The 18,416-nt window shown below is 62.1% G+C and carries 17 protein-coding genes and 4 pseudogenes; 9 read left to right on the plus strand and 12 right to left on the minus strand.

The genetic code is table 11. The annotated features are described in order from the left end of the window. Positions 1 to 15: 15 nt before the first annotated feature. Genes QO058_RS29265 through QO058_RS29290 form a run of 6 tightly spaced genes read left to right on the plus strand, consistent with a single transcriptional unit; the run spans position 16 to position 5,670 of the window. Positions 16 to 1,014, plus strand: a complete 999-nt coding sequence (locus QO058_RS29265) for a Vgb family protein (protein ID WP_284173330.1) — start codon at positions 16 to 18, stop codon at positions 1,012 to 1,014. An 11-nt stretch (positions 1,015 to 1,025) separates the two neighbouring features. After that, complete coding sequence (locus QO058_RS29270; RefSeq protein ID WP_284173331.1) at positions 1,026 to 1,760, plus strand: dienelactone hydrolase family protein; 735 nt, start codon at positions 1,026 to 1,028, stop codon at positions 1,758 to 1,760. Next, complete coding sequence (locus tag QO058_RS29275; RefSeq protein ID WP_284173332.1) at positions 1,757 to 2,749, plus strand: ketopantoate reductase family protein; 993 nt, start codon at positions 1,757 to 1,759, stop codon at positions 2,747 to 2,749. Before QO058_RS29270 ends, QO058_RS29275 begins: the two co-directional genes overlap by 4 nt. Positions 2,750 to 2,760: 11 nt before the next feature. Then, positions 2,761 to 3,285: a TRAP transporter small permease gene (locus QO058_RS29280; RefSeq protein ID WP_284173333.1), complete on the plus strand. Its 525-nt coding sequence runs from the start codon at positions 2,761 to 2,763 to the stop codon at positions 3,283 to 3,285. Next, on the plus strand, positions 3,282 to 4,610 hold the full coding sequence (locus tag QO058_RS29285) for a TRAP transporter large permease (RefSeq protein ID WP_284173334.1): 1,329 nt from the start codon (positions 3,282 to 3,284) through the stop codon (positions 4,608 to 4,610). Before QO058_RS29280 ends, QO058_RS29285 begins: the two co-directional genes overlap by 4 nt. Before the next feature lie 19 nt (positions 4,611 to 4,629). Next, positions 4,630 to 5,670, plus strand: coding sequence for a TRAP transporter substrate-binding protein (locus tag QO058_RS29290; RefSeq protein WP_284173335.1), 1,041 nt, complete (start codon positions 4,630 to 4,632; stop codon positions 5,668 to 5,670). 255 nt (positions 5,671 to 5,925) lie between these two features. On the opposite strand, the gene QO058_RS29295 is transcribed toward QO058_RS29290, so the two are convergent. From QO058_RS29295 to QO058_RS29335, 10 genes and pseudogenes are all read right to left on the minus strand, one after another. Further along, positions 5,926 to 6,765 carry an intradiol ring-cleavage dioxygenase gene (locus tag QO058_RS29295; protein ID WP_284173336.1) on the minus strand — a complete coding sequence of 280 codons (840 nt, stop codon included), beginning with the start codon at positions 6,763 to 6,765 and terminating at the stop codon, positions 5,926 to 5,928. A 57-nt stretch (positions 6,766 to 6,822) separates the two neighbouring features. Next, positions 6,823 to 7,884 carry a maleylacetate reductase gene (locus QO058_RS29300; protein WP_284173337.1) on the minus strand — a complete coding sequence of 354 codons (1,062 nt, stop codon included), beginning with the start codon at positions 7,882 to 7,884 and terminating at the stop codon, positions 6,823 to 6,825. An 11-nt stretch (positions 7,885 to 7,895) separates the two neighbouring features. Then, entirely contained in the window at positions 7,896 to 9,095 is a 1,200-nt protein-coding gene (locus QO058_RS29305; protein WP_284173338.1) for a flavin-dependent oxidoreductase, read from the minus strand. A 181-nt stretch (positions 9,096 to 9,276) separates the two neighbouring features. Then, positions 9,277 to 9,766, minus strand: a pseudogene (locus QO058_RS29310) (MarR family winged helix-turn-helix transcriptional regulator). A 282-nt stretch (positions 9,767 to 10,048) separates the two neighbouring features. Beyond that, a complete protein-coding gene (locus tag QO058_RS31570; RefSeq protein ID WP_432212105.1) occupies positions 10,049 to 10,258 on the minus strand; it encodes a TetR/AcrR family transcriptional regulator C-terminal domain-containing protein in 210 nt (69 codons plus the stop codon). Positions 10,259 to 10,609: 351 nt separating this feature from the next. Beyond that, positions 10,610 to 11,308 (minus strand): SDR family NAD(P)-dependent oxidoreductase, encoded by a 699-nt coding sequence (locus tag QO058_RS29315; protein WP_284173339.1) that lies wholly within the window; start codon positions 11,306 to 11,308, stop codon positions 10,610 to 10,612. Then, positions 11,305 to 11,421, minus strand: a pseudogene (locus tag QO058_RS29320) (DsbA family protein); the annotation flags it as partial. The pseudogene QO058_RS29320 and the gene QO058_RS29315, both read right to left, overlap by 4 nt. A gap of 80 nt (positions 11,422 to 11,501) precedes the next feature. Then, positions 11,502 to 11,708: pseudogene (locus QO058_RS29325) on the minus strand (transposase); the annotation flags it as partial. Positions 11,709 to 12,274: 566 nt separating this feature from the next. Then, entirely contained in the window at positions 12,275 to 13,225 is a 951-nt protein-coding gene (locus QO058_RS29330) for a PLP-dependent cysteine synthase family protein (RefSeq protein WP_284173340.1), read from the minus strand. 246 nt (positions 13,226 to 13,471) lie between these two features. Further along, positions 13,472 to 13,652: pseudogene (locus QO058_RS29335) on the minus strand (IS3 family transposase); the annotation flags it as partial. A gap of 273 nt (positions 13,653 to 13,925) precedes the next feature. Between QO058_RS29335 and QO058_RS29340 the strand changes: the two are divergent. From QO058_RS29340 to QO058_RS29350, 3 genes are read left to right on the plus strand one after another with little or no spacing between them, the layout of a single operon-like run. Next, entirely contained in the window at positions 13,926 to 14,819 is an 894-nt protein-coding gene (locus QO058_RS29340) for a dioxygenase family protein (protein ID WP_284173341.1), read from the plus strand. 16 nt (positions 14,820 to 14,835) lie between these two features. Next, positions 14,836 to 15,618, plus strand: a complete 783-nt coding sequence (gene hpaH / locus QO058_RS29345; RefSeq protein ID WP_284173342.1) for a 2-oxo-hept-4-ene-1,7-dioate hydratase — start codon at positions 14,836 to 14,838, stop codon at positions 15,616 to 15,618. Positions 15,619 to 15,658: 40 nt separating this feature from the next. After that, positions 15,659 to 16,387, plus strand: coding sequence for an aldolase/citrate lyase family protein (locus QO058_RS29350; protein WP_284173344.1), 729 nt, complete (start codon positions 15,659 to 15,661; stop codon positions 16,385 to 16,387). Here the strand turns inward: QO058_RS29350 and folD are convergent. Together folD and purU are read right to left on the minus strand one after the other, a co-directional pair. Next, a complete protein-coding gene (gene folD / locus QO058_RS29355) occupies positions 16,380 to 17,255 on the minus strand; it encodes a bifunctional methylenetetrahydrofolate dehydrogenase/methenyltetrahydrofolate cyclohydrolase FolD (protein WP_284173346.1) in 876 nt (291 codons plus the stop codon). The two genes, QO058_RS29350 and folD, sit on opposite strands and share 8 nt — an antisense overlap. 3 nt (positions 17,256 to 17,258) lie before the next feature. Continuing rightward, positions 17,259 to 18,125, minus strand: a complete 867-nt coding sequence (purU, locus tag QO058_RS29360; RefSeq protein WP_284173347.1) for a formyltetrahydrofolate deformylase — start codon at positions 18,123 to 18,125, stop codon at positions 17,259 to 17,261. Between the last annotated feature and the right edge of the window lie 291 nt (positions 18,126 to 18,416).

Raw genomic sequence — 18,416 nt, forward strand, 5'->3', positions numbered from 1 at the left:
GCATTCACCGGGAACATGCTCATGGATGTGATTGGATCGACCAGTGCCGGCACTCTGGTCAAGTCGAGCGCGGCTGCTTCGGATTTCGCTTCCGGCTTTCGCGTTTATCGGCCACCTACCGATGCGAGCGGCCCCTATATCATCGTGGAAGGGCCTGATGAAGCTCTCTGGTTTTGCCAGAGTCAGGCTTCGGCCATTGGCCGCCTTGACCTGAGATCAGGCGAGATCGTCGAGTTTAAATTACCGAATCCGCGCGCGTTTCCGGTGGGCATCACGGTTGGCAGCGATGGCGCGCTATGGTTTGCGCAACAGGGGAGCGACGCGATCGGCCGCATCACCCTAGAGGGTGAAATCACGGAGTTTCCGCTCCCGGCTCATTCCGGGCCGACCGGCCTGATCCTTGGACCGGACGGCAATGTCTGGTTCTCGGAGGTGGAGGCCGGACGCATCTCTTACGTCACGCCCGACGGCGAGGTCGTACAGGCCGCACATCTCGAAACGACCAGCCGCCCGCTTTCGCTGGTGGTTCGCGACGGCGAGATCTGGTTCAGCGAGGTCGGCGCCGGCAAAATCGGCCGATTGAACCTCGACGGCACCTTGCGCGAATATCGGACGCCAAGTCCGAGCAGCGCGCCGCGCGCCCTCGCCTGCCATCCTGACGGCTCGATTTGGGCCGTGCTCACCGACGCAAATGCTCTGCTGCGCATCGGTCGCGACAGCGAGATGACGGAATATGCCGTGCCGAGCCCAGAGGCTTCGCTTCGCGGCATCGTCACGACGACAGCCGGCGACCTCTGGTTCACCGAGAATGCAACGAGCTGTATCGGTCGCGCACCGGCCGACGGCTCCACGATCACCGAATTCGCGCTGCCTAACGCAGGTAGCGGTGTGCGTTGCATCATGGCGACCTCCAGCGATCGCATCTTCTTCAGCGCCTTCGACGCCGGCGAGATCTGGGAAGCGCTTCCGTCCCGGCTCCTGCAGGCGGAAGCCGCGCCGTCCGCTCCCCTCTGAAAGGCCCCGCGATGCATGTGAACGATTGTCCGTACGAGATCGACGGTCAGCCTTATCTCGGCAAGCTCGTATTCGATGCCTCATCCGGCGCCCACCGGCCGATCGTGGTGATGGCTCCGAACTGGATGGGAGTGTCCGAGGAGGCTGTCGAGCAAGCCAAGCTGATTGCAGGAGATCGCTACGCGATCTTCGTCGCGGATCTTTACGGCCGCGACCGTCGCCCGAAATCGGTGGCGGAGGCGGGCCCACTGGCCGAAGCGCTAAAGGATGATCCGAAAGAGCACCGCCGCCGCATGGCAGCAGCTCTCCGGGTCGCGACCGAGAACGCCGCTTCGTCCGGTGTCGGAGACCCGAGACGGCGGGCTGCCATCGGGTTCTGCCTGGGCGGTAAAAGCGTGCTCGAACTTGCAAGAAGCGGCGCCGACATCTCCGCGGTCGTCTCGATCCATGGCGATCTCACTTCGTCCCTACCGGCAAGCCGTGGCGACCTCATCGCATCGATCCTGGCGCTGCACGGCTCGGAGGACCCCATCGCACCCAAAGCGCAGCGCGATGTATTTGAAGCCGAGATGCAGGGCGCTGGCGCCCGATGGCAACTGATGGTCTTCGGCGGCGTGCTCCATGCCTTCACCGATCCCGACGCCGATGTGCCCGGGATCGCCAAGTATGAACCCGCGGCGACGCGCACGAGCTATCTGTTGACGCACGCCTTTCTCCACGACGCGTTCGCAGGCGCGGCAGCGTGACGTCTCAACCTCACCCAGATACCGCCGAACAGCCGGAAGCAATGGCGCCGGAGCGCATTGCGGTCATCGGGGCAGGCGCACTCGGCAGCTTCGTCGGCGCGCGGCTGGCCCATGCCGGCTACGCCACGACGCTGATCGACAACGATCCAGCCCGGGTGAACGCCATCAACGACGCAGGCCTGCGCCTAGAGAGCGACCAGGTGACGCTGGAAATTACCGTTCCCGCCAGTCTCGCAAGCGATCTGACGCAGCCTTTCGACTTGCTGATCATCCTGACGAAAGCCGCCCATACCGAAACCGCCATCGCAAGCTGCCGCCATCTGCTGGGCCCCGCCACCCATCTTTTGACCTTTCAGAACGGCCTCGGCAATGCCGCGCTTCTCGCCCGATATGTCGATCCGGATCGGATCGTCGTCGGGATGACCAACTGGGCCGCGGATTCGGTCGGACCGGCGCATGTTCGCAGCGTCGGCCAGGGAGAGATCCGAATCTGGCACATGAGCGGCCGGGACGAGCCCGCAGTCCGCGCAATCGCAGACGTGCTCAATCGTGCGGCACTGCGCGGCACGGCCGACCCAAACGTGGAAGCCGCGATCTGGGAGAAGGTTGCCTTCAATGCCGCGATGAACTCGGTCGCAGCTATGACCGGGCTGACGGTCGGCGAGATCGGCGACGATGCAAACGGGCGAAGCCTCGCAGGCACGGTAGCAAATGAAGTCGTCGGGGTTGCCCGGGCGAAAGGGCTCGGAGCCGACCAACAGAAGGTTGCGGCGATGCTGGAATATGCATTCCAGTCGCACCGCTCACATCGGCCATCGATGCTGCAGGATATTCTTGCCGGCAGAAGAACGGAAATCGAGGCGATCAACGGTGCCGTCGTCGCGGAAGCGAAACAGCTCGGCCGCAGCGTACCGGTCACCGAAACCCTGCTCAAACTGGTCCGTATGCGAGACCGGCCCGCCCCTAAAAATTCGAACGAACAAGCGTAGGGAGAGCGCGCATGGAAGCGCACGAACCGGCATTCCACCTTTTCGACCCATTCGGGCGGCTGCTCTTCAGGGTCTCGCAAAGCCTGGCCATCATCGGCGGCCTCATGATGGTGGCAATCGTCGCCATGTCTCTGGCGTCTCTGCTCGGCCGCAAACTCTGGTCCTCGCCGATCGTCGGCGATGTCGAGATTGTGCAGATGCTGGCGGCGCCCGCGCTCGCCTGCTTTTTCGCCTTCTGCCACCTGTCCAACGGTGATGTGCGCGTCGGCATCGTTACCGACCAGTTCGGTCCGGCCTGGTCAAGAAAATTCGAGGCGTTCGGCTCTCTGCTGCTCGGGCTCGTCGCGGCGCTGATTGCCTGGCGCACGGCCGTTGGAGCGGTGGCGCTGCACGAATCCGGCGAGACCTCGGCGCTGCTCTCGTGGCCCATCTGGCTGTCCCAGGCGTTTGTCGTCCCCGGCTTCGCCTTGCAGGCCGTTGCCGGCCTCTACATGGCCGTCCGACCGTTCGTTCGCGACGATAGGAGCCGCGCGTGAGCCACACCAGCATCGGATATCTTGTTTTCGTCGGCCTGCTGGTCCTCATCGCAGCGCGGACACCGATCGGCATCGCGATGTTCACGGCAGGCGCCGCAGGCTATTGCTATCTCATCGACTGGAACTGGACGGTTTTTCTCGCTTCGCTGAAGAACCTCGCCTATGCGCGCCTCTCCAACTACGATCTGGCGGTCATTCCCCTGTTCCTGCTGATGGGGCAGTTTGCCACCCACGGCGGGCTCAGTCGCGGGCTGTTCAATTTCGTCGGTGCATTCATCGGCCATCGCCGCGGCGGCATCGCCTATGCAGCGATCGGCGCCTGCGCCGGTTTCGGCGCGATCTGCGGCTCGTCGGTTGCAACAGCGGCAACGATGGGACAGGTCGCTCTGCCGGAGCTCAGGCGCCACGGCTATAAGGGCAGCCTCGCCACCGGCGCGCTGGCCGCCGGCGGCACGCTTGGCATCCTCATTCCGCCATCCATCCCGCTCGTCATCTATGCAATCCTGACCCAGGAATCGATCGGCAAGCTTTTCACCGCTGCCGTCGTGCCGGGACTGCTGGCGACGCTCGGCTACATGATCGTCGTGCGCATCATCGTCAGCCGCGATCCGGAAGCCGGTCCAGCGGGACCGAAGGCGAGCTGGTCGCATCGCCTGACCAGCCTACTTGGTGTCATCCCTATCCTGCTGGTCTTCGTCATCGTTATCTTCGGCATCTATGCCGGCTGGACAAACGCTACCGAGGCCGCCGCCGTGGGAGCCGCGGCATGTGGAGCGATCGCCGTGGCAAAGGGCGGATTCGGCTGGCGCGCCTTCGCCGACAGCCTGCTCGGCACTGCCCAGTCGACCGCGATGATCATGCTGATCCTGCTCGGCGCCGACATGATGAACACGGCGCTTGCGGTCTCGCAGCTCCCGGCGGAGCTGGCCTCCACAGTCTCCGCAAGTGGCCTGCCCCCGTTGCTGGTGATCGCCGGCATCCTGCTGATCTACCTCTTCCTTGGATGCGTCATGGACTCGCTCGCGATGATCCTCCTGACCATTCCGATCTTCTATCCTGTGGTGATGGGGTTGGATTTCTTTGGACTTTCGCCTGCCGACAAATCCGTATGGTTCGGGATCCTGGCGCTAACGGTCGTCGAGATCGGCCTGATCCACCCGCCCGTAGGCCTGAATGTCTACATCATCAACCGGATGGCCAAGGATGTCCCACTCGCAGAGACGTTCAAGGGAGTCATTCCTTTCTTGGCGTCCGACCTGATCCGCATCGTGGCGCTAGTACTGTTCCCGGCGATCTCGCTCTTTCTCGTGCGATACGCCGGCTAACCTGGGAGGGAACAAATAGATGTTACGCCGTAGTTCACTATTGGGCATGTCCGTTGGGCTGGCCGTCGCGGCCCTGAGCGGCTTGGCGCAGGCGCAGACCGTGACATTGAAGGTGCATCACTTCCTCCCCTCCAACTCGACTGCGCAGAAGCAGTTGATCGAGCCCTGGTGCGCCAAGCTCTCGGCGGAGTCCGATGGCCGCCTGAAGTGCCAGATCTATCCCAGCATGCAGCTCGGAGGTTCACCGCCCCAGCTCTTTGACCAGGCGAAGGATGGCATCGCGGACATCGTCTGGACGCTTCCGACCTATCAGGCTGGGCGCTTCCTGAAGTCCGAAGTGTTCGAGCTTCCGTTCATGACGAAGAACTCGGCCGGCAGCAGCGAGGCATTCTGGGAATATGTGCAGCGCCACGCGCTGGACGAGTACCGTGGCCTGCACCTGCTCGCAGCTCACGTCCATGACGGTAGTCACGTCCACACCATCGAAAAAGTCATCAAGACGATGGAGGACCTAAAGGGGCTGAAGCTGCGCGCTCCAAGCCGCATCGGCGCCAAGGCCCTGGCTGCCCTCGGCGCCGTCCCGATTCAGATGCCGATACCGCAGGTTCCGGAATCGCTCTCGAAGAATGTGATCGACGGGCTTTCCACGCCATGGGAAGTGATGCCGACACTCAAGCTCGAGGAAATCACCACAAAGCATACCGAGACACCACCCGGCCAGGCGAAGCTGAGCAACGCCATCTTCATTCTCGCGATGAACGGGCCGCGATACGACTCCCTTTCGGCCGATCTGCGCGCCATCATTGACCGCAACAGCGGCGCGGTTCTGTCTAGGCAGGCGGGGCAGGTCTGGGACAGCACGATCGAGCCAGCACGCCAGCTCGCGAAGGCGCGTGGCAATACTTTCACGACGCTGTCGGACGAGGAGTACCAGCGGTGGATCCGCGCCACCGAACCGGTGATTGCCGAGTGGTTGAAGGAAGTAAAAGCCAAAGGCGGGGATGGCGAGGCGCTCCTGAAGGCCGCCCGCTCGCTCGTGACCGAGTACAGCAGCAAATAGCGAGAGTGCGAAGCGCCCAGCGCGGATCATCGCCGCGCCGGGCGCTTCTTCCTTCGATGACGCACGCGAGCTGAAGGGTGGCCGTTGCCATTATCCTGGACGGGACAATGGATTTCAGCTGAAAACGATCTGTTGGGCTCAAATCAAGGCTTAGATCGGAGCGCGGCCGACGCGGCTTGGTCGGGCACGCATGATTTGCAGCCGACGCGGCGGCGGCCTTGCACGATGCCTTCGCGCCCTGCGGCAGCGCACGCGCTAGGAGCGCGTCAACACGAAATCGAACGGCGAACGCCAGAGGGTGCTTCCATTGGAGACGCGCTCGAAAGGAGCGATGAGCGTCTCCTTGACCCCGAATACGGCATCGGAATCGAGATAGGGGTCGCCGCCGACAAAGGTATGCGTCATGACCTTCTGGTAGCCAGCGGCCGTAACTATGAAATGCATGTGGGCGGGCCGGTATGGGTGGCGCCCCAGATGGCCGAGCATTTGGCCAACCGGCCCGTCATTCGGGATCGGGTAGGAAACCGGCTTGATCCCAATGAACCGATATGCTCCATCCGGGCCTGTGGAAAAGATGCCGCGGTTGTTCCACTTCGGTTGGACATCGGGCTGCTGCACGTCATAGAAGCCGTCGGGATTGTCCGACCAGACATCGATCCGCGCGGCCTCGATCGGATTGCCGTCGAGGTCGAGGACCCGGCCCTCGTAGAGGCAACTTTCGCCCTTGCCGTCGAGCGTAATGTTGTCACCCATCTGGCGGATGGGAGCGCCGGAGACATGAAAGGGGCCGAGCACCGTATTCTCGGTGGCACCGGCCGGCCGGCGGTTGTTGATGGCATCTACCAGCATCGAGAAACCGAGCGTGTCGGACAGCAGGATGAACTCCTGCCGCTCCTCGCTGCACATCTGGCCGGCTCTCGTGAGAAAGGCGATACCCGTTTCCCACTCCGCCTGGCTCAACTGGCACTCCTTGGCGAATGCGTGAAGGTGTTTGACAAGACAAGCCATGACCTGCGCAAGCCGCGGATCGACATTCGTTCCGACGCGAGCCGTAACGGCTTCGACTGAAGCTTCCTCGCTGAAGTAGACTGCCATGGCATTTCCCGATGATCGTCTTGTCGATGCTTGTTGGAGGTCGATCGCGCAACGCAACTATTCTGGCCTCCGGCCCTCCCACGCGTTCCGCAGCAAACCCAGCACCGCTTCCCGTTCGACCGGTCGCGGATTCCAGTAGGGGTTGCGCACGGCGAGGTCAGCAGCCCGCTCCAGATCGCGTTCGGCGAGACCAAGATCGCGTAAGGCGAGCGGAGCCCCCAGCGCCGCGGCGAAATCATACAAACCGCCGCCGATCGTGCCGCCGAAAAGCTCGGCCGCCGGCCGAAGCTCAGCACCGGCAGCCTCGGCGTTATAGGCAGCTGAGTGCGGCAGCAGAACCGCGTGCATCTCCGCATGCGGCAAGTTGAAAGCGCCGCCCAGGGCGTGGCAGAGCTTGTGGTGCAAGGCCATGCCGACCTGGGCGAGTACCGTGCCGCACAGCCAGGCACCGAACAATGTCGCTTCGCGGGCCGGCAGGCTGGAGGGGGTAGCCACGATCTGCGGCAAGCCCTCTCGGAACGCGCGCAGGCCGCCGAGCGCCAACTGATCGGAAAGCGGATTGCGGTCGCGCGCATAGAGCGCTTCGATGGCGTGCGCCATTGCATTGAGGCCGCTGGTCACGCTCAGGCCGATCGGCAGTGAAACAGCGAGCTCTGGATCATAAAGGATGATCTCCGGCTGAATCTTCGGAGATCGGAGCGTCTCTTTCACGCCATCGACGGTTTGCCCCAGCACGGGCGTCGCTTCGGAGCCGGCATATGTGGTGGGCAGCACGATCTGCGGAAGATCGGTGCGCAAGGCGATTGCCTTGGCGAGGCCGATGGCCGAGCCACCACCCATGGCGACAAGGCAATCGGCGCCCTGCGCTGCTTTCAGCGCCGCCTCCGTCACCTCGACCGGCGTGTGCATCGTTGCGCCGCTGAACAAGCCGTGCGCAAGCGGACCGAGATCGGCCTGCAGGAGCCTTCCCTGAGCTGCCTGCTCCGGCGTCGTCAGGACGAGTGCGCGCGCCAGGCCGAGCGTCGTAAGTTCCGCCCCGACCGCACGAAGCAGCCCGACACCCAGGCTAACACGAACGGGCGGCTGGCCCGGCTCGAAGCCCGCGTAGAAGGTGCGCATGCCTAGCCCGCTTACCTGATGAAGCCAGCGACCTGCCGGTAACTCGCAGCAACCTCTTCCAGCTCAGCCGCGGAAATCAGGTCCTCGATGCGATCTTCCGGCCCCTTGACTCGCGCAGCCGCAATATCGAGCACCCGTTCAGGGCCGGATTTGCGATTATTCAGCACGACATTCGTGGTGATCGGCCGCCGGATCGCCTCATATGCTAGGAGACCTTCCGGTCCATCCCGGCCGGCCAAAGCCTCTGACAAGACGTGTGCATCGAGGATCGCCTGCGAGGCTCCGTTTGCACCGATGGGATACATCGGGTGGGCGGCATCGCCGAGGAGGCTGACCCTGTCTTGCGTCCACCAGGACAATGGATCGCGATCGATCATGGGGTACTGCGTGATCTTCTGCGTATTTCGCAGTAGCTGCACGATGTCGATATCCGGCATCTGGAAGCCGAGAAAGGACGCGATGAAGTCGCGGTCGCCCTCGCGCGTCCAATCGGCTTCGTCGGCTGCGCGCGGCTGGTCGTGCCGCACCTCCGCCACCCAGTTCACCAGCGCGTTGCCGTCACGGGCGGCGCGAGCGCTGATCGGATAGCACACGAATTTCACATTATGGTCGCCCGCGATAAACATCGTGCGCCCATCCGCGAAAGCCGGCTGCAGATTGGCGCCCCGCCACATCATTGTGCCTTCGTAATGCGCGGGCCCTTCCTGTGGATGAAGCTGTCGGCGCACGATAGAGCGGAAACCGTCCGCACCGATCAGAAGGTCACAATGCGCGATCGCGCCATCGGCGAAGGTCGCGCACACGCTGTGCCGGTCTTGCGTAAAGGCGGCGATAGCCTTGCCGAGTGTCACGGCACCGGCGCCGAGGCGACTCCGGACCGCATCGAGGAGCATGAACTGGAGTTCGCCTCGATGCACCGAATATTGCGGATAATCGAAGCCGGCCTCGACTGATCGCGGATCCGATTGAATCAGGTGACCGAAGCGAGTCCGGTATTCGATAGCACGCGTCCGGATCGCCATGTCGTCGAGGCTGTCGCCAAGCCCGAGCCCATGCAAGATACCCGAGGCATGGGGCATAACGTTTATGCCGACGCCGAGCGGCTGGAGCGACTCGACCGCTTCGAATACCTCGACTTCGAATCCCTTTCTGTGGAGGCAAAGCGCCGCCGTCAGGCCGCCAATACCGGCGCCCGCTATCGCGATCTTCATTACATGTCCTCTACCCAGCCCGGCCGATCAACAGCATTAGACGGCACGTGCTCAAGCCACGGCCAACGAGCTCATCTCTGCCTCAGCGGCTATCGCCTTGTTCAGGCGAACGTATCGATCGATGAACTCAATGCTCCGGCGCTCCCCCGTTTTAGAATAGCGACAATGATAGTGCGAAGATTCATTTAGTCAAGTTACCTGACGAAATTGATCCGAGAGTATCGAACGACGCACCATACGACGACAAACCCGTCACGATTGCGTCGATGGTCTTGTCGCCCAGTTCCGAGCGCATCTCTCGTTCTGCGACATCCACTGCGTCGCGGAACGCCCCAAAGCCAAGCATGTCCGGCAACCGTAAAGCTGACGATTCGGGCCCGCCGGTCTGTCGGATCCACCGATCGCGTAACCAACCCGAGCAGCTCGCACTGGTCTACCAATTCGCCCATCGCCTGCTTGGTCATCGACGCGCGACGTGCGAGCTCGGTCAACCGTGTTCCTTCGACATCAAGATTGCGCGTCAGGCTGACGTGCGCGATCCGTGTCTCGCCATGCCCGCTCTGCGCCATGAGATCGAGCACCCGTGCCTCGAAACGACGGACGGCATTGTTGAGGAGCCGTCCGACATTGGCGTGTCGCCACGCAGCCCCAGTTTCCGACGGCTGTTCCATCAAAGTCCTCTCTGCCCAGACGCCGCAGCCAGCTACCGGATCCGGTGCCAGCCGCCGTCTTCACGTCCGTCATCCGCAACATTCGCGGAAAATCCAAGGCAGCAGCTCCACCTGCTTGGCAAGCATAAAAATTCAGGCGTGCCGGACGACAGGTCGCCGCTACGTCACGCGCGGCGCATAAAAGTGAAGGAACGGGTCGATCCCGGCCTCGGTCTGCCCCTAAAGCTCGGCCCGGTCGGCGGCGCCCAAGGCAGCAGCAGGCGCCTTATGCCGAGATGTCTCTCACGACGCTGAGGAACTGCCTCGCTGCCAGTGTCGGATTCGGAACAGCAGCCTGCTCGCCTGATGTGCCTCGCCGAGGAACACCGCCAGATGCTTCGGCAGCACTTTGGGGTTGCTCTCGAAGATGGCCGCGCCGATGGAGGGAAATCGCGGCGCCACGCCGATGACAGCACGCGACAGGAATAGGTGTTCGAATGGACAAAGACGCAGCCGGGCTCAAACCAAACGATCGGAAGTAACCGGGTGCAGCTCATCGTATGCCACCGACCGCACTGCGCTAGTCAGGTGATCCAATAGCTACACTTCTAATCGAGAATTGGGCAACTTTGCGAGCCGTTTGAAAGTGTTCAGCGTGCGCTCGATCACCTGAGCGATCTGCGCATCCGATACCATGCGGGACCGCCCTCCTCAATGCCCACGTGTCGATAAGGACATACACAATGAGGCTTACTTCAGTTCAACATGATTAGGCTTAGCCACCAACCAAGGAGCCCTCCGTCGCCAGAGAGCCGTTACGGGCGTATTTGGACATCTCGCTCCAGCGTAAAGCTGACGCTCCGATTACCAGGACTCGCCAAAGGGACGCACCTCCGTCAGGAACGACCAAGCCGAGCGTGGCTGATGAGTGACGTGCCAGACCTCTTCGGCGATGTCAGACGGTTGAATGAAAAAGTCATCTGGTTTGTCCGCGAAACGCGCGCGGGCCCATGGCACATCGATCACCGCATCGACCATCATGAAGGATACGTGTACGCTCCGCGGCCCCATCTCGCGAGCGATGGATTCGGTTAGAATCCGCTGCGCGGCTTTGCTTGGCGCAAAACCGGCAAATGGGGCTTTTCCGCGGTAGGCAGAGGTGTTGCCAGTTACCAGCAGCGCGCCGCCGCCTGCCGCCTCAATCCGCGGTGCCGCCCACCGGGCAAGGTGGAGCAGGGCCATGACATTGACCTGGAAATTCTGCTGGAGAACGTCCGGATCGATGTCGAGGAAGTTACCGAAGGCCCCGCCCACGGCGTTGTGGATCACCACCTTGGGCGCGCCGGCGCGTTGCTCGATGCCATCGAGGGCTACCGCGAGGGCCGCAGGATCGGCCACATCGCAGGGGACCGCAAAAGCGTTGGGGAGTTCGTCTTCGAGATCCGTCAAGCGCTCGACCGTGCGCGCGAGCATGGCGACCTGATAGCCGCCTTCATGGAACCGTCGGACCATTGCTGAGCCGGTGCCCGGCCCGACGCCGGTGATGATGACCAGCGGTTTCATGCGGCTCGCGCCAAATGATCCTGCACGACGTGCAGGCGGTCATTGCCGAAGAACATCTCGTCCTCCACATATAGAGTCGGCGCACCAAATACGCCGCGCGCCGCTGCCCGCTGCCCGCTGCCCGCTGCGGTTGCCTCCGCCTTGAGCCGACGCTTGGGGTCTTGGTCCGGAGTTGCAAGTCTAACTCATTGTAGACCAGCTTGCGCAACTTCGCGTTTTCGTCCTCGAGCTGCTTCAGCCGGCGCATCTCCGCCGGCAGCAGCCTCGTACTTCTCCTTCCGATCGAAGTACGTCGCCTGGCTGATCCCGGCCCGTCGGCAGATCTCCGCCACCGGAATCCGTCCGCGCCGTGCTTCAGGATGAACGCCTTCTGGGCGTCCGAGAACTTCGAGTCCTTCATCGCCTTCCACAGGGAAACGGCGCGGAAAACTCTAGCTTAAAGCGATCCAGCTTTAAGGACTTAGATCAGCTGCAACGATGGGGCGAGTGTCCACGGCGTGAGGCCAGCCCGGGGTTTGTTTCAGAAGAGGCGGCAGGTGCGAGCGGAATGTGCGCGAGAGAGGCCCACAACCGTACAATTCATGAAAAGTAAACCGGGATATTGTGGCACTGAGTAATTTTCACGATAACGTATTCGCGGTCTCAGGGCAGTAGAGCCACTCCCCTCACTTCCCTGCCGCTCCCCACACTATTGGCTGGCGGCCAACGGTGTAACTTGGGCCGCGTCACACTGACGGCGGCCCCTTTTTTTCGTTCCACTTCGACCAGCGATGACGACGATTTCGCGACCAGTCCGTGGTGTCAGCAAATCCGCGGTAACTCGAAGCCCCGTTGAGAAAGGCCGCTGAAAGAACCGACAGCGGCCTCTGGAGTGCCATCGGCCGCATCAGAGATCCCTTCAATCTCGCCCAGAATTACTTCATCGCCATGCACAGGGGCGTGATGGCTTGACTTCAACAAATTTCATCAGGCATCAGCAAGAAGATTTCCGTTCATGTACTTCAGACCAGTATCGCTTGCCACCGTGACAACGGTTTTTCCCGATCCCAGCTCTCTGGCCAAAGCAATTGCTGCCGTCACGTTGAGGCCCGTCGACGTGCCGACCAGCAATCCTTCCTCACGCGCCAGTCGGCGGCACATAGCACGCGCCTCTTCTTCGTGAATGCTGCGCGCTTCGTCGTAGAGGTCGTGATTTAGCAAAGGTGGAATGAAGCCCACCCCAATACCCTCGACATGGTGGGTTCCGGCCCGACCCTCCGATATGACGGGTGATGAGGCCGGCTCAAGAACTACGATCCGGACTTTCTGGGAACGCGACTTTAGAATCCTTGCCACACCCATTGTCATTCCTGCCACACCTACTGCTCCACAGAAGGCGTCGATACCGTCCGGAAATTGTGCGACCAACTCGTGGCCGATATTCTCGTAGCCTATTAAGGCGTCGCGATTGTTGAACTGGTCTGAATAATAGCAGTCCTCTCGTTTGGAGACCTCTTGTGCATGACGGATCATGGAGGGGATTAAGTCGGCAGAGATCTTGCCGGAAGCGCTGTGGATCAGCTCAACGGTTGCGCCAAAGCCGCGTATCGTGCGTAGCTTCTCCATGGCAAAGGCATTCGATGAGGCCACTAGGAAATGGTAACCCTTCACCGCGCAAACGAACGCAAGCGAAGATCCCGTGCTGCCGCCGCTCGCCTCGACTACCGTCATTCCTGACTTCAGATCCCCGCGCCGCTCAGCCCCCTCAATCATGGATTTGGCCATGCGGTCCTTGTATGAGCCGGTCGGATTGAAATACTCGAGCTTTACAAAGACTTGAGCACTCCCTTCTGGCACGATGCGGCGCAGGCGTACGACCGGTGTATTGCCGATGGCATCGAGGGCGGATTCGACTGGCGGCGGTGGGCTTGGTCGCATGTTTTTCTAATCCATCAGATTGATCGACTGGCTGCATCGATGAAAGCCACCGATTTGAATTCTTGACGCGTGTTCAACCATCAATGGGAGCGCGGATCCGCCCCCGCCGGTTGGTCCGGCTTTGATTGTTAGTAGACGGTTGGCCTTGGCGCCAGCCCAGCGCGGGCGGCGTAGCCGGTGCGTTTTGCGCAGCCGCCCGCGTAGTCATGGCGGGGACGAAGACCTCCGGAGCCAGCGGCTTGTAGCCATCCGCTTCACCTGATCCGACTTCAGGCTGCCGAATTCACGGCGCCAGCGATAGTAAGCTCACCTCCGTGACGCGGGTCGAACGGATCGCGTCGGCAACGGATTACCCCTGTGAGACCACCACATCGACCTGGCGCAGCTTCGCGACGATCTCTTCGGGCTTGTGGCGATTTTTCGGCATCTCGGCCTTTATTCAACGCAGGTGGATCACCTCATGATCTGAGCGGTTCACGACGCCGGTGCAAAATCGGCCGGGCGAACGAAACGCTCCATGAAAATCGATTTATATTGACTAGGTTGGTAGCTTATCACTGCGCTACCCCGCCAAATTCGTCAAAAAACCCGCCGGCCCCCGCCCTTGTTTACCGTTTCACGCTCGCGCACGGCTATTACGGTAACCGTCGCCTTGACAAATAATCGATTAAAAAAGAAGGTTCGGCTGAAGGAGTGAGACATGCTCATTGCAAGCGAGGCCGACGTAACTACCGCTGCCCTGGATGTGATGGCGCACACAGACGATCCGCGACTGCGCGAGATATTGGTGTCGCTTGTAAATCATCTGCACGGCTTCGTCCGGGACGTGAGGCTGACGGAAGCGGAATTCCGGGAGGCCGTCGCGGTCCTCAACGAGGTTGGCCAGCTCGCTTCGGACACGCACAACGAAATGATGCTGATGGCGGGCTCGTTGGGCGTCTCTTCGCTCGTCTGCCTGCTCAACAACGGCGACGGCGGTAACACCGAAACGTCGCAATCGCTGCTTGGACCGTTTTGGCGCCTCGACTCTCCCCGTGTTGAGAATGGCGGCTCGATTCTGCGGTCCGACACTCGGGGTGACCCGCTTTTCGTGACGGCGCGCGTAACCGACCGCCAGGGCCGACCGATCCCTGGCGCGGAGGTCGACGTCTGGCATGCCTCGCCGGTGGGCCTTTACGAAAACCAAGATCCAGAGCAAGCGGAGATGAATCTCCGCGGCAAGTTCACGACCGACGAGGATGGCCGCTTTTGGTTCCGATCCGTGATGATGGTCGGCTATCCAATCCCCACCGACGGCGTCGTCGGGCGTCTTCTGAAAGCGCAGCGTCGCCACCCGATGCGGCCCGCACATCTGCACGCGCTGATCTTCAAGCCCGGCTTTAAGGTGCTGATCTCGCAGGTCTACGATCCCAATGATCCGCACATCGACTCTGACGTCCAGTTCGGCGTGACGCGATCGCTAATCGGTGACTTCGTGAGGCACGAGGAGCCGCATCGGGAGCAGCCGGACGTGACGCGACCTTGGTATTCGCTCGACTACACCTATGCCATGGAACCAGGCGAGGCGATCCTGCCGCGGCCCCCCATTCGCTGAGACGAAGGACCACCGCATGCTGACGGAAGACGAACGACGCGAGGCGGCCGCAACGATCCTGCGGGCTGAACGGGACCGCGTCCCCTGCCCTCAGCTATCGCGGACCTACCCGCACATGGAGATCGAGGATGCCTACCGCGTACAGGACATTTGGGCCCAGGCGCGCATCGACGCCGGCGCACGGGTCGCCGGTCATAAGATTGGCCTGACCTCGCGTGCCATGCAGATGGCGTCGAAGATCAACGAACCCGACTATGGACGCATTCTCGACGACGCCCTGTACAATGACGGCGCGCAGATCCGCGCCGACCTGTTCATCAAGCCCCGGCTGGAGGTCGAGTTGGCCTTCGTGATGAGCGAGGATTTGCAGGGGCCCAACTGTCGGATCTACGACGTCCTACGCGCCACCGAATTCGTCGTGCCGGCGCTCGAGATCATCGACTACCGGACCGAGGTACCGCGCGCGATCGTCGATACGATCGCCGACAATGCCGCGTTCGGGGCTATCGTCGTGGGCGGGCGGCCGATCCGCCCCATGGACGTCGACATCCGCTGGATCGGTGCGACCTTGGCGCTCAACGGCATCATCGAGGAATCCGGAGTTTCTGCGGCGATTATGGGCCATCCCGCCGCTGGTGTCGCCTGGCTCGTCAACAAGCTGCACGCCGTGGGCGCCAAGCTCGAAAAGGGGCAGATCGTGTTGGGCGGATCGTTCACGCGGCCGGTGGACATCAAGCGCGGTGACGTGGTCACCGCGGATTACGGTCCGATCGGCGCGATCTCGGTTTCCTTCGTATGAGCGCGGTCATGGAGCTGCCCCCAATCGCTTCAAGCAAGGGTTGCTCGCCGGGCGACAGCAAATCGGCCTCTGGTGTTCGCTGCCAGGCTCGTATGTGGCTGAAGCCGTCGCGGGCGCCGGATACGACTGGTTGCTGTTCGACACCGAGCATTCGCCCGGCGACCCCTTGACGGTGCTCCCCCAGCTCCAGGCGGTCGAGCCCTATCAAGTGGCGGCCGTGGTCAGGCCGGCGTCGAACGACGTCGTTCTCGTCAAGCGCTTCCTCGACCTGGGAGCGCAGACCCTCCTCATTCCGTACGTCCAGAATGCGGACGAGGCAGCGGCGGCTGTCGCGGCCACTCGCTATCCGCCGGCGGGTTTGCGCGGTGTATCCGGCCTCACGCGCGCAACACGGTTCGGGCGAATTCCCGGCTACGCCAAGCGCGCCACCGATGAGCTTTGCGTAGTCGTCCAGATCGAGACGGTCGAGGCCTTACAGCAGCTTGAAGGCATCGCTAGCGTCGACGGCGTCGATGGGGTCTTCATCGGCCCTGCCGACCTTGCCGCCAGTCTTGGACATGCCGGAGAACCCGGCCATTCATCGGTCGAGGCCGAGGTTCTCGCCGCCATCGGTCGAATCCGCGCGGCGGGGAAGCCTGCCGGCATCCTGACGCCGGATGAGGCGTTCGCGCGCCGTTGCATCGCGGCCGGCTCGTCGTTCACCGCCGTCGCAATCGATGCCGGCATCCTTGCGCGCGGAACCGAAGCCGTCGCCGCCCGGTTCAGATAGCGGCGACGCCCAACCGCTGGCGTGCGGCCTTGAGCGTGTTTTGCAACAGGTAGGCTATCGTCATCGGACCGACGCCGCCGGGAACCGGGGTGATGGCTCCGGCTCGATCACGGACCTCGTCGAAAGCGACGTCCCCGATCACTCGGTAGCCATCGTTTTCCTCGATGCGATTGATGCCTACGTCGATGACGAGCGCGCCGCGCTTGATCCAGTCGCCGCGAACCATTTCCGGTTGCCCTGTCGCGGCGATGACGATGTCCGCGGCGCGGCAGAGGTTGGCGACGTCGCGAGTGCGGGAATGGGCGATCGTGACCGTGCAGTTCTCGCCCAGCAGCAACTGACCCAAGGGTTTCCCGACGATGTTTGAGCGCCCCAACACAAGGGCATGCGCACCGGACAGGTCCGCTTCGACGCTCTTCAGCAGATGGACGCAGCCGAGCGGCGTACAGGGCGTCAGGGCGCGCGCATCCCCCGTCGCTAGGCGACCGGCATTGATCGGATGGAAGCCGTCGACATCCTTGGCAGGATCGACCGCCGATAGGAGCGCAGCCGCGTCGATGTGAGGCGGAAGTGGAAGCTGGACCAGGATTCCGTCCACGGCGAAGTCGTCGTTGAGAGTCTCGACCAATCGCATCAGTTGGTCTTGCGACACATCTTCTGGAAGTCGATGCTCGAACGACCGCATCCCGGCTTCGACGGTTTGACGAGCCTTCGCGCGGACGTAGACGGCGCTGGCGGGATCGTTTCCGACGAGCACGACGGCAAGGCCGGGCGTTCGGCCAGTCTTGCCGAAAGCCTCGACTTTCTCCTTGAGCTCAGCCCGCAACCCTGCGGCTATGGCTTTGCCATCGACGATACGAGCTGCCATGGCCTAGTCCCGGAAAACGACGGTCTTGGATCCGTTGCGCAGCACCCGGCCGTCTAGATGCCAGGCTATCGCCCGGGAAAGCACGCGCCGTTCGATATCGCGCCCCTTGCGAACGAGATCGTCTGGCGTATCGACGTGCGATATCCGCTCGACGTCCTGCTCGATGATCGGCCCCTCGTCCAGATCGGAGGTGACGTAGTGCGCCGTCGCTCCGATCAGTTTGACGCCGCGCTCGAACGCCTGATGATACGGCTTGGCTCCCTTGAACCCCGGCAGGAAGGAGTGGTGGATGTTGATGCAGCGATCCGCGAGCTTCGTTGCCAGATCGTCCGAAAGGACCTGCATGTACCGCGCCAGGATCACGAGGTCGGCACCCCGGTCCTGGACGACCCGCCAGACCGCCGCTTCCTGTTCGGGCTTCGTCTCTTTGGTGATCGGCAAGTAGTCGAACGGGATGTCCCCGAACTCGTGGGCAGCATAGGTCTCGCGCGGATAGTTCGCGATGATGCCGACGATCTCCATGTCGAGTTCGCCCATCCGCCAGCGATATAGGATGTCCGTCAGGCAGTGATCGAAACGGGAGACCATGATGACGACGCGCTGCTTTTCGCGGCGTGGGCGCATCGTCCAATCCATGCCGAACGTCGTGGCGACCTCGGCGAAGCTGCCGCGAAGCTTTTCCGGCGATGCCGCATCCGATATGAGGCCGAAGCGGACGCGCATGAAGAAGCGCCCGGTCTCCTCGTCGTCGAACTGCTGGGCGTCCTGAATGTTCGCGTCGTGCAGGAACAGGTGGGTGGCGACCCGCGCCACGATGCCTGGGCGGTTCCGGCACGACAGGGTCAGGAGATGCGTATCGGTCGTGGCCATTCGGTCCCCCGGCATCTCATTTGCGCCCACAGCGTGAGCCGGGTCGGCCAAGCACAATAAATCGATTTTTGAGGCGTTCTCGTTCACACGATCAACATTCGAATGGGGTTCATCAGAGAGGATTTGCGAGATTTTTCAGGAAATTTTAACGCGCAACCACCTCTGATAACCCGAACCATCGGCACTTCCATTCTGTCTAATAATCGATTATATGTCAATACCGAATTCTAGCAAGGAATGGGTCGTTGGCGACGTTGGCTCGGCTGTCGCCCCGGCATCGGGTTTGCTAAA

This window comes from Bosea vestrisii (genome assembly GCF_030144325.1).
Taxonomy (GTDB): domain Bacteria; phylum Pseudomonadota; class Alphaproteobacteria; order Rhizobiales; family Beijerinckiaceae; genus Allobosea; species Allobosea vestrisii_A.

Bases quoted from the DNA above. Each gene is read 5' to 3' on its own strand.
- QO058_RS29265 (WP_284173330.1), top strand. From the start codon at position 16: ATGCTCATGGATGTGATTGGATCGACCAGTGCCGGCACTCTGGTCAAG.
- QO058_RS29280 (WP_284173333.1), top strand. From the start codon at position 2,761: ATGGAAGCGCACGAACCGGCATTCCACCTTTTCGACCCATTCGGGCGG.
- QO058_RS29295 (WP_284173336.1), bottom strand. From the start codon at position 6,765: ATGGCAGTCTACTTCAGCGAGGAAGCTTCAGTCGAAGCCGTTACGGCT.
- QO058_RS29305 (WP_284173338.1), bottom strand. From the start codon at position 9,095: ATGAAGATCGCGATAGCGGGCGCCGGTATTGGCGGCCTGACGGCGGCG.
- QO058_RS29315 (WP_284173339.1), bottom strand. From the start codon at position 11,308: ATGAAACCGCTGGTCATCATCACCGGCGTCGGGCCGGGCACCGGCTCA.
- folD (WP_284173346.1), bottom strand. From the start codon at position 17,255: ATGGCAGCTCGTATCGTCGATGGCAAAGCCATAGCCGCAGGGTTGCGG.
- hpaH (WP_284173342.1), top strand. From the start codon at position 14,836: ATGCTGACGGAAGACGAACGACGCGAGGCGGCCGCAACGATCCTGCGG.
- QO058_RS29290 (WP_284173335.1), top strand. From the start codon at position 4,630: ATGTTACGCCGTAGTTCACTATTGGGCATGTCCGTTGGGCTGGCCGTC.
- QO058_RS29300 (WP_284173337.1), bottom strand. From the start codon at position 7,884: ATGCGCACCTTCTACGCGGGCTTCGAGCCGGGCCAGCCGCCCGTTCGT.
- QO058_RS29340 (WP_284173341.1), top strand. From the start codon at position 13,926: ATGCTCATTGCAAGCGAGGCCGACGTAACTACCGCTGCCCTGGATGTG.
- QO058_RS29270 (WP_284173331.1), top strand. From the start codon at position 1,026: ATGCATGTGAACGATTGTCCGTACGAGATCGACGGTCAGCCTTATCTC.
- QO058_RS29330 (WP_284173340.1), bottom strand. From the start codon at position 13,225: ATGCGACCAAGCCCACCGCCGCCAGTCGAATCCGCCCTCGATGCCATC.
- purU (WP_284173347.1), bottom strand. From the start codon at position 18,125: ATGGCCACGACCGATACGCATCTCCTGACCCTGTCGTGCCGGAACCGC.